At 30.9% G+C, this 10,058-nt stretch carries 12 protein-coding genes; all 12 read left to right on the top strand.

Features of this window, described 5'->3' with window-relative positions; genetic code table 11:
- Positions 1–70, top strand: a 70-nt coding sequence (locus HMPREF2647_RS11600) for a beta-class phenol-soluble modulin (protein WP_141756749.1), incomplete at its 5' end; no start/stop codon positions are given.
- A 34-nt stretch (positions 71–104) separates the two neighbouring features.
- The gene (locus tag HMPREF2647_RS06305) at positions 105–239 is read left to right on the top strand and encodes a beta-class phenol-soluble modulin (protein ID WP_017174532.1); all 135 of its coding nucleotides are present in this window, start codon (positions 105–107) and stop codon (positions 237–239) included.
- Positions 240–281: 42 nt separating this feature from the next.
- Positions 282–416: a beta-class phenol-soluble modulin gene (locus HMPREF2647_RS06300; RefSeq protein ID WP_070436685.1), complete on the top strand. Its 135-nt coding sequence runs from the start codon at positions 282–284 to the stop codon at positions 414–416.
- A 42-nt stretch (positions 417–458) separates the two neighbouring features.
- Positions 459–593 carry a beta-class phenol-soluble modulin gene (locus tag HMPREF2647_RS06295; protein ID WP_002488710.1) on the top strand — a complete coding sequence of 45 codons (135 nt, stop codon included), beginning with the start codon at positions 459–461 and terminating at the stop codon, positions 591–593.
- A gap of 125 nt (positions 594–718) precedes the next feature.
- Positions 719–1,408 carry a YjjG family noncanonical pyrimidine nucleotidase gene (locus tag HMPREF2647_RS06290; RefSeq protein WP_002448764.1) on the top strand — a complete coding sequence of 230 codons (690 nt, stop codon included), beginning with the start codon at positions 719–721 and terminating at the stop codon, positions 1,406–1,408.
- 380 nt (positions 1,409–1,788) lie between these two features.
- On the top strand, positions 1,789–3,402 hold the full coding sequence (gene bshC, locus HMPREF2647_RS06285; protein ID WP_049379535.1) for a bacillithiol biosynthesis cysteine-adding enzyme BshC: 1,614 nt from the start codon (positions 1,789–1,791) through the stop codon (positions 3,400–3,402).
- Between the two features lie 142 nt (positions 3,403–3,544).
- Positions 3,545–3,976, top strand: a complete 432-nt coding sequence (gene mraZ, locus HMPREF2647_RS06280) for a division/cell wall cluster transcriptional repressor MraZ (RefSeq protein ID WP_017174536.1) — start codon at positions 3,545–3,547, stop codon at positions 3,974–3,976.
- A gap of 14 nt (positions 3,977–3,990) precedes the next feature.
- A complete protein-coding gene (gene rsmH / locus HMPREF2647_RS06275; RefSeq protein WP_017174537.1) occupies positions 3,991–4,926 on the top strand; it encodes a 16S rRNA (cytosine(1402)-N(4))-methyltransferase RsmH in 936 nt (311 codons plus the stop codon).
- A 13-nt stretch (positions 4,927–4,939) separates the two neighbouring features.
- Positions 4,940–5,341, top strand: coding sequence for a cell division protein FtsL (ftsL, locus tag HMPREF2647_RS06270; protein ID WP_070859730.1), 402 nt, complete (start codon positions 4,940–4,942; stop codon positions 5,339–5,341).
- On the top strand, positions 5,322–7,568 hold the full coding sequence (locus tag HMPREF2647_RS06265; RefSeq protein WP_048762358.1) for a penicillin-binding protein: 2,247 nt from the start codon (positions 5,322–5,324) through the stop codon (positions 7,566–7,568). Before ftsL ends, HMPREF2647_RS06265 begins: the two co-directional genes overlap by 20 nt.
- A gap of 174 nt (positions 7,569–7,742) precedes the next feature.
- Positions 7,743–8,708 (top strand): phospho-N-acetylmuramoyl-pentapeptide-transferase, encoded by a 966-nt coding sequence (mraY, locus tag HMPREF2647_RS06260; protein WP_017174540.1) that lies wholly within the window; start codon positions 7,743–7,745, stop codon positions 8,706–8,708.
- A gap of 1 nt (position 8,709) precedes the next feature.
- A complete protein-coding gene (murD, locus tag HMPREF2647_RS06255) occupies positions 8,710–10,056 on the top strand; it encodes a UDP-N-acetylmuramoyl-L-alanine--D-glutamate ligase (protein ID WP_017174541.1) in 1,347 nt (448 codons plus the stop codon).
- Positions 10,057–10,058 lie beyond the last annotated feature (2 nt).

Below are 10,058 nucleotides of genomic sequence, written 5' to 3'. Positions count from 1 at the left end.
ATTAGGTACAAGTATTGTTGACATCGTATCAAGTGGTGTAGGTATCTTAAGTAAAGTATTCGGATTTTAATTAATTATTAATTACGTATAAAGGGGTTATTAACATGGAAAAATTATTCGATGCAATCAAAAATACAGTAGACGCAGGAATTAACCACGACTGGACAAAATTAGGTACAAGTATTGTTGACATCGTATCAAATGGTGTAAGCATTCTAGGTAAATACTTAGGATTCTAATGTAATAACATTTAAAAATAAAAAAAGAATGGAGAAATTCAAATGACTAAATTAGTAGAAGCAATTAAAAATACAGTAGACGCAGCACAAAGCCAAGATTGGACAAAATTAGGTACAAGTATTGTTGACATCGTATCAAATGGTGTAAGCATTCTAGGTAAATACTTAGGATTCTAATGTAATAACATTTAAAAATAAAAAAAGAATGGAGAAATTCAAATGACTAAATTAGCAGAAGCAATTGCAAATACTGTAACAGCAGCACAAAATCAAGATTGGACAAAATTAGGTACAAGTATTGTTGACATTGTATCAAGTGGTGCAAGTGTATTAGGTAAAGTATTTGGTTTCTAATACTTAATAGCAAGTATTCAACACTTAAGGATTAATCCTTAAGTGTTTTTATTTTTTGGCATTATTTAATGAATCATGACAAATCTGCTAAAATAATATACATATTATAATTTAGGAGTATAAAAATGAAATACGATACTATTTTACTTGATTTTGATGATACAATTGTGGACTTTTTTGATGCAGAAGATCGAGCATTTCATCAAATGGCACATCATTTCGGTCATTATCCAACTGAAGAAGATTTTCAATATTTTAAGAAAGTAAATCAAAATCATTGGGAAGCATTTCAAAAAAATGAACTATCTAAAGAAGAAGTATTAACACATCGTTTTATTAATTATTTTAAAGAGTATGGCATAGACGTAGATGGTAAAAAAGCCGATGTTTTATTTAGAGACGAACTAGCTAAAGCACCATTAAAATTCTTCAACTCTACTTTAGAAACAATTGATCGATTAAGCCAAGAATGTGAATTGTTTATTGTGACTAATGGTGTTACAGATACTCAAAAACGTCGTATTGCTCAATTAGAGTTTAAAGATATCTTATCTGGAGTATATATATCAGAAGAAACAGGATATCAAAAACCTATGAGTGAATTTTTTGATTATATCTTTGAGAGAATTGGTGAAGAAAAAAGAAAGACTTCAATAATAGTAGGAGATTCTCTTACATCAGATATACTAGGTGGAAAAAATGCTGGTATTACAACATGTTGGTTTAATTATCGTAATAAAGAAAATAACAGTGATATTGTACCGGATTATGAAATACAATCTTTGTATGAATTGGTTAATTTAGTGGAAGAATGATTAATAACAGACCTGAGCTAAATGGCTCAGGCTTATTTATGCAAATAGCGTTTATAGCTTAATGATTTGGAAACCATACTAGTATATTGAACCCTTATGCAAATCTTTATTATTAATTTCTTTTTCTTTAAATTCCTCAAATAATTCAACAGTTTTTTTAATTTATTTAAAGATGTTGAACTTTGCTCATGTTTTCATTATCATTTAAATTCTTTATATATATTGTATCGTCATTAATATACGATTTTCATTTAATAACATATTAATTACTTATAATCTGATAAAATGGATTTGAATTTCAATATTTAAGCCGTAAAATTGTCATCTAAGGATATAATCTTTATACTGAATAAGTAATGTTATATTGAAGGAGTAAGGGAATGAACTGTAAAGTAACTAATTTTCAAGAAAAAGATTCATTTATTACTAAGTTAGAAAACAGTGATGAAACATTATTGAAATTTTATCAATATAATCCAGTCAAACCATCTAGTTTTAATCAAAGAATGAATCGTCCTAATAATGGTAGAGAGCAACAACTTGCTCAAGTGATTAAATCATATATGTCAGATTTGAATATAACAGAAATTCAACAGACTCATCTTACTGCACTCAGTGAAGGAGCTAAAGTGGTAATTGGGGGCCAGCAAGCTGGTCTTTTTGGTGGACCTTTATATACGTTTCATAAAATTCTTTCAATTGTTAATTTAAGTCGTGAGTTAACTGAAACATACCAACAAACAGTTGTACCTGTTTTTTGGATTGCTGGTGAAGATCATGACTTTGAAGAAGTAAATCATACGTATGCTTATAATGCAAAAGACGCTCAATTACATAAAGTAAAATATCATACAATGACATCGCCTGAAACAAGCGTCTCTCGCTATATTCCAGAAAAGGAACAGATGATTGAAGCACTTAATCAATTTTTTAAAGAATTAAAAGAAACGAAACATACTAACGCACTTTATCAAGTATGTTTAGAGATTATAGAAAAGTACAATAATTGGACTGATATTTTTAAAGGGTTACTTCAAGAAGTATTTAAAGATTACGGTGTACTATTTATTGATGCTCAATATGAAAAAATTCGTGAATTGGAGAAGCCATTATTAAAAAATATTATTCAAAAACATAATGAAATTAACCAGGCGTTTAGAAAAACACAAAAATTAACTACGCAATCAGGTTTAAACAAAATGATTGAAACAGATACCAATGTCCATTTGTTCCTTCATGAAGATAGTATGCGTCAACTAATTATTAAAAAAGATGATGTATTCAAATTGAGTAAATCAGATATTACATATAATAAAGATGAATTGTTAAAATTAGTTGAAAAAGAACCAACTCGTTTTTCTAATAATGTTGTAACTAGACCAGTAATGGAAGAATGGCTATTTAATACGGTAGCTTTTATTGGAGGACCAAGTGAAATTAAATACTGGGCTGAATTGAATGAAGTATTTAAAATTTTAGATGTTGAAATGCCTATTGTTTTACCAAGAATGAAAATCACTTATTTACCAATTAGAATAGAAAAGCTAATTAATCAGTATAAGTTAAATGCTGAAAATGTTATTATGAACGGTATAGAAACGGATAGAGAAAACTTCGTTCGTAGCAAAGCCTCAGATACATTTATTAAAAAAGTAGAGTCTTTAAAAGAGAATCATGCCAAAATATACGAATTACTTCTTAAAGAAGTGAATGATAATCATGACAATATCAATTTAGTAAAGAAAAATTATGACATTCATAATAAACAATTTGAATATTTATTAAACCGATATTTACTTAACATTGAAAGAGATAACGATATAAGTATGAAACATTTTAGAGAGATTGAACATGTATTGCATCCAATGGGTGGTCTACAAGAAAGAATTTGGAATCCACTTCAAATGATGAATGAATTTGGGATAGATGCGTTCAGTCCCTCCACTTATCCTCCACTTAAATATACATTTAACCAAATAGTTATAAAACCTTAATTTGTAAGGGAGAGACCCATATTATTTAAATAGATAATATGGGTCTTTTTATGTCAAATTAAAGAATTTTAAGATATTTTACATAATTAGTGGAGGATAGTGGTGAGATGTGGTAAATTATTAATAAGGTGAGGTGGTAATAATGTTCATGGGAGAATACGAGCATCAATTAGATGCTAAAGGACGTATGATAATTCCATCTAAGTTTAGATATGACTTAAATGAACGTTTTATTATCACACGAGGCCTTGATAAATGTTTGTTTGGCTACACGCTTGAAGAATGGCAACAGATTGAAGAGAAAATGAAAACCTTACCTATGACAAAAAAAGACGCACGTAAGTTTATGCGTATGTTCTTCTCTGGAGCTATCGAAGTAGAGCTAGATAAGCAAGGGCGTATTAACATTCCTCAAAATTTGAGGAAATACGCAAATTTAACAAAAGAATGTACGGTAATAGGTGTCTCAAATCGTATAGAGATTTGGGATAGAGGAACTTGGAATGAATTTTATGAAGAATCAGAAGAAAGTTTTGAAGATATTGCCGAAGATTTGATAGATTTTGATTTTTAATGGAGGAATTTATAGTGTTTCATCATGTAAGCGTTATGCTAAAAGAAACAATAGATGAATTAGACATCAAAGAGGATGGCATATATGTAGATTGTACGCTTGGTGGAGCCGGTCATGCACTCTATTTATTAAATCAATTAAACGATGACGGTAGGTTGATTGCAATCGATCAAGATACTACTGCCTTAGAAAATGCTAAAGAAGTACTAAAAGATCACTTACACAAGGTCACGTTTGTACATAATAACTTTAGAGAATTAACTGATATTTTGAAAAATTTAGGAATTGAAAAAGTAGATGGTATTTACTATGACTTAGGTGTTTCAAGTCCACAACTTGATATACCTGAAAGAGGATTTAGTTATCATCATGATGCAAAGTTAGATATGCGTATGGATCAAACGCAAGAATTAACTGCATATGATGTTGTTAATGATTGGTCTTATGAAGCATTGGTTAAAATCTTTTATCGTTATGGAGAAGAAAAGTTTTCTAAACAAATAGCGAGAAGAATAGAAGCACACCGTGAACAACAACCTATTGAAACAACATTAGAGCTTGTAGATATTATTAAAGAAGGTATTCCAGCTAAAGCTCGAAGAAAAGGTGGTCATCCTGCTAAACGCATTTTTCAAGCGATAAGAATAGCAGTGAACGATGAACTATCTGCGTTCGAAGATTCAATTGAACAAGCCATTGAGCATGTTAAAGTAAAAGGTAGGATTTCAGTCATTACTTTCCATTCTCTGGAAGATAGACTATGCAAGCAAATTTTCCAAGAATACGAAAAAGGACCTGACGTGCCTAGAGGGTTACCAATTATTCCTGAAGCTTATACACCTAAGTTAAAACGAGTAAATCGTAAACCAATTACTGCTACAGATGAGGATTTAGACGAAAATAATAGAGCACGTAGTGCAAAATTACGTGTTGCTGAAATATTAAAATAAGGAGTAATTGAGGATGGCTGTAGAAAAAATTTACGAACCATATGAACACATTCAGCACACTAGCATACCGAAAGAACAACCAAAAACACAATCTGAGACGAAAACAGTAACTAAAAAGGTTATTGTTCAACTTACGCGATTTGAGAAATTTTTATACATAACGCTTGTCACAGCAATTGCTGTTCTAGCAATCTATATGCTATCTTTAAAAATGGATGCATACGATACAAATGATAAAATTGCCGAGTTAGATCAAAAGATTGAACAACAATCTAATGAAAACAATGCAATTCAATCTGAAATTAAGAAAAATTCTTCTTATGAGCGCATTTACGATCAGGCTAAAAAACAAGGTATGAGCCTAAAGAACGATAATGTAAAGGTAGTGCGTACTAATGGCGAAGCGAAAAATTAAAATTAGAAAAAATAAATTAGGAGCAGTCCTCCTTGTTGGATTATTCGGACTGCTCTTTTTTGTATTGGTTTTAAGATATTCATATATCATGATAACTGGACATTCAGATGGACAAAATTTAGTGATGCGCGCTAATGAAAAATATCTCGTAAAAACGCAAGAACAGCCTGAAAGAGGGAAAATTTACGATAGAAACGGTAAAATTTTAGCCGAAGATGTTCAACGATATAAATTAGTAGCTATTATTGATAAAAATGCTGGAGAAGTTGGTGATACACCAAGGTATGTTAAAGATAAAAAGAAAACAGCAAAACAATTATCAAAAATTATTGATATGAAACCTGATGAAATTGAAAAACGTCTTAATCAAAAGAAAGCCTTTCAAGTTGAATTTGGACAGAAAGGGACAAATTTAACATATCAAGATAAAGTTAAACTCGATAAAATGGACTTACCAGGCATCACCTTATATCCAGAAACTGAACGATTCTATCCTAACGGTAATTTTGCTTCTCATTTAATTGGTATGGCTCAAAAAAATCCTGATACCGGGGAATTAAATGGTGCATTAGGTGTAGAAAAGATTTTTAATAGTTATCTAAATGGACAGAAAGGTTCGCTATCTTATATACATGACATTTGGGGTTATATTGCACCAAACAGTAAAAATGAAAAAGCGCCAAAACGTGGTGATGACGTTCATTTAACCATTGATTCAAATATACAAGTATTTGTCGAAGAGGCCCTTGATGATATGGTGAAACGATATGAACCAAAAGATTTATTTGCAGTGGTTATGGATGCGAAAACAGGAGAAATTCTTGCATATAGTCAACGTCCAACGTTCAACCCCGAAACGGGTAAAGACTTTGGAAAAAAATGGGCGAATGATTTATATCAAAATGCCTATGAGCCTGGGTCAACATTTAAATCATATGGATTAGCAGCTGCCATTCAAGAAGGTAAATTTAATCCTAAAGAAAAATATGAATCTGGTCATCGTGATATTATGGGTTCAAGAATTTCTGACTGGAATAAAACCGGTTGGGGAGAAATTCCAATGTCATTAGGTTTCACTTACTCATCTAATACATTGATGATGCATCTTCAAGATTTAGTTGGTGCTGACAAAATGAAATCTTGGTACGAGCGCTTTGGTTTTGGTAAATCAACAAATGGCATGTTTGACGGAGAATTAAAAGGAAATATTGCTTGGTCAAATGAATTACAACAAAAAACATCAGCATTCGGTCAATCGACTACAGTGACACCTGTACAAATGATACAAGCACAATCAGCTTTCTTTAATAAAGGAAATATGTTAAAACCTTGGTTTGTTCAAAGTATAGACAATCCAATTTCAAAGAAAACATTCTATAAAGGTGAAAAGAAAATAGCTGGAAAACCTATTACTTCAGAAACTGCGGATAAAGTTGAAACAGAATTAGATAAAGTAGTAAATAGTGATAAAAGTCATGCTTCCAATTATCGTATTGATGGTTATGATATTGAAGGGAAAACAGGTACTGCTCAGGTCGTTAATGAAAATGGTAGTGGATACGTTAAAGGAGCAAATCCCTACTTTGTAAGCTTTATGGGAGATGCGCCAAAAAAACATCCAAGAGTTATTGTTTATGCCGGTATGAGTCTTGCTCAGAAAAATGACCAAGAAGCATATGAATTAGGGGTAAGTAAAGCTTTTAAACCTATCATGGAAAATACACTTAAGTATTTAAATGTAGGCTCTAAAAAAGATGAGACTCAATCAGCACAGTATAGTAAAGTGCCAAATGTTGTAGGGCAACCAAGTCAAAAGGCACAAGATAGTCTTAAAGGAAAAGATTTACAACCTGTCATTATTGGTAATGGTAATACAATAAAAGCTCAATCTACTAGAGCTAATACAAAATTATTACCGAATAGTAAAGTGTTAGCAGTGACAGACGGCGATATTACTATGCCCAATATGAAAGGTTGGACAACAGACGATGTCCTAGCCTTCCAAGAATTAACTGGAATCAATGTTACGACTAAAGGCAGTGGATACGTAACAAAACAATCTGTAGCGAGTGGGTCAACACTCAAAAGTAATAATAAAATTGAAATAGAATTATCTACTGATGATCCTAATGATAGTACATCCTTAACTGATTCGAGTGGCTCTGATTCAAATAACACTTCAGATAATTCAACTGATACAACGTCTAATGATAAAAACGATTCATAAGAACAAATGACGTCGTTTTAAATGATAATAAATAAGGTGTCATATATTATGTATACCTTATTTATAATCTCATTTTCTTACATAATATATATAAAATTAGTTTGAAAATTGATAAGATTATAAAGGAAATAAAGTGAAAAACGAATAAATTTAAAATACATAAAGGAGATTACCATGCTTTTTATATTTGCGATTATCGCATTACTTATCACATTTATTTTAGTTCCTGTACTTATACCGACACTTAAAAGAATGAAATTTGGGCAAAGTATCCGCGAAGAAGGCCCTCAAAGTCATATGAAAAAAACGGGTACACCAACCATGGGTGGTTTAACATTTTTAATTAGTATTATTATTACATCTATTATTGCTATATTTTTCACAGATCATTCCAATCCCATTATTCTATTACTCTTTGTCACAATAGGATTTGGACTCATTGGCTTTATTGATGATTACATTATTGTAGTTAAAAAAAATAACCAAGGACTTACAAGTAAGCAGAAATTTTTAGCTCAAATTGCAATAGCAATTATATTTTTCATTCTAAGCGATGTTTTTCATTTAATAGAATTTTCAACAAGTATAAATATTCCATTTACTAATTTTGGAATTCCATTGTCGTTTGCGTACGTTATTTTTATTGTTTTTTGGCAAGTTGGGTTTTCAAACGCAGTTAATTTAACTGATGGATTGGATGGATTAGCAACTGGCTTATCAATTATTGGATTCACTATGTATGCAATTATGAGTTTCATGTTAAATGCCCCTGCAATTGGTACTTTTTGTATTATTATGATTTTTGCATTACTCGGTTTCTTACCGTATAACTTAAATCCAGCCAAAGTATTTATGGGAGATACAGGAAGCTTAGCATTAGGAGGTATTTTTGCTACAATTTCAATCATGTTAAACCAAGAATTTTCATTACTTTTTGTAGGTTTAGTATTTGTTATCGAAACATTATCAGTAATGTTGCAAGTATCATCTTATAAATTAACTAAAAAAAGAATCTTTAAAATGACACCAATTCATCATCATTTTGAACTTAGCGGATGGAGTGAATGGAAAGTTGTTTCAGTATTTTGGCTTGTGGGCTTAATTTCAGGATTAATTGGATTATGGATAGGAGTGCATTAGAATGCTAAATTATACAGGATTAGAGAATAAAGATGTTCTTGTAGTTGGATTAGCAAAAAGTGGTTATGAAGCTGCTAAGTTATTAGTTAAATTAGGTGCAAATGTAACTGTAAATGATGGGAAAGATTTATCTAAAGATCCCCATGCAAAAGACTTAGAAACATTAGGTGTGAAAATTGTTGATGGTGGTCATCCATTATCATTACTTGATAGCAACCCGATTATTGTTAAAAACCCAGGTATACCTTATACAGTTTCAATTATTGATGAAGCATATCAACGAGGCCTTAAAATTTTAACTGAAGTAGAATTAAGTTATTTAATTTCTGAAGCTCCAATTATCGCTGTGACTGGTACAAATGGTAAAACAACAACAACTTCTCTCATTGGAGATATGTTTAAAAAAAGTAGATTAACTGGAAGACTTTCAGGAAATATTGGGTATGTTGCTTCTAAAGTAGCTCAAGAAACGTCACCTGATGAATATCTAATCACTGAATTATCTTCATTCCAATTACTTGGCATTGAACATTACAAACCTCACATTGCCATCATTACAAATATCTATTCTGCTCATTTAGATTATCATGAGTCATTAGAAAATTATCAAAATGCGAAGCGACGTATTTACAAAAATCAAACAGAAGATGATTATTTGATTTGTAATTATCATCAACGTCATTTAATTGAAACTGAAAATTTAAAAGCTAAAACATTATATTTTTCTACTCAACAAGAAGTAGATGGCATCTATATTAAAGATAATTATATCGTTTATAATGATGTTAACCTTATTAATATTGATGATTTAGTTTTACCAGGAGAACATAACTTAGAAAATATTTTAGCTGCTGTTTTAGCTGCGATACTTGCAGGCGTACCAATTAAGGCTATCGTAGATAGTTTAACAACATTCTCAGGTATTGAACATCGATTACAATATATTGGAACGAATCGAACAAATAAATACTATAATGACTCTAAAGCAACCAATACATTAGCAACACAGTTTGCTTTAAATTCATTTAAACAACCTATTATCTGGTTATGTGGTGGTTTAGATCGAGGTAATGGATTTGATGAATTAATTCCTTACATGAAACATGTTAGAGTAATGGTAGTTTTCGGTGAAACTCAAGATAAATTCGCTAAATTAGGTAATAGTCAAGGTAAAGAAGTAATCAAGGCAGTTGATATAGAAGATGCAGTAAAAAAAGTTCAAGATGTCATTGAACCTAATGATGTTGTTTTACTTTCACCAGCATGTGCAAGTTGGGATCAATATAAAACATTTGAAGAACGCGGCGAAAGATTTATTGAAAGTTTCCGTGCATACCTACCATCTTAATT

The sequence above is a fragment of the Staphylococcus sp. HMSC035D11 genome (assembly GCF_001836075.1).
Lineage (GTDB): Bacteria > Bacillota > Bacilli > Staphylococcales > Staphylococcaceae > Staphylococcus > Staphylococcus hominis.
This window is presented reverse-complemented; position numbering and strand designations above follow the sequence as displayed.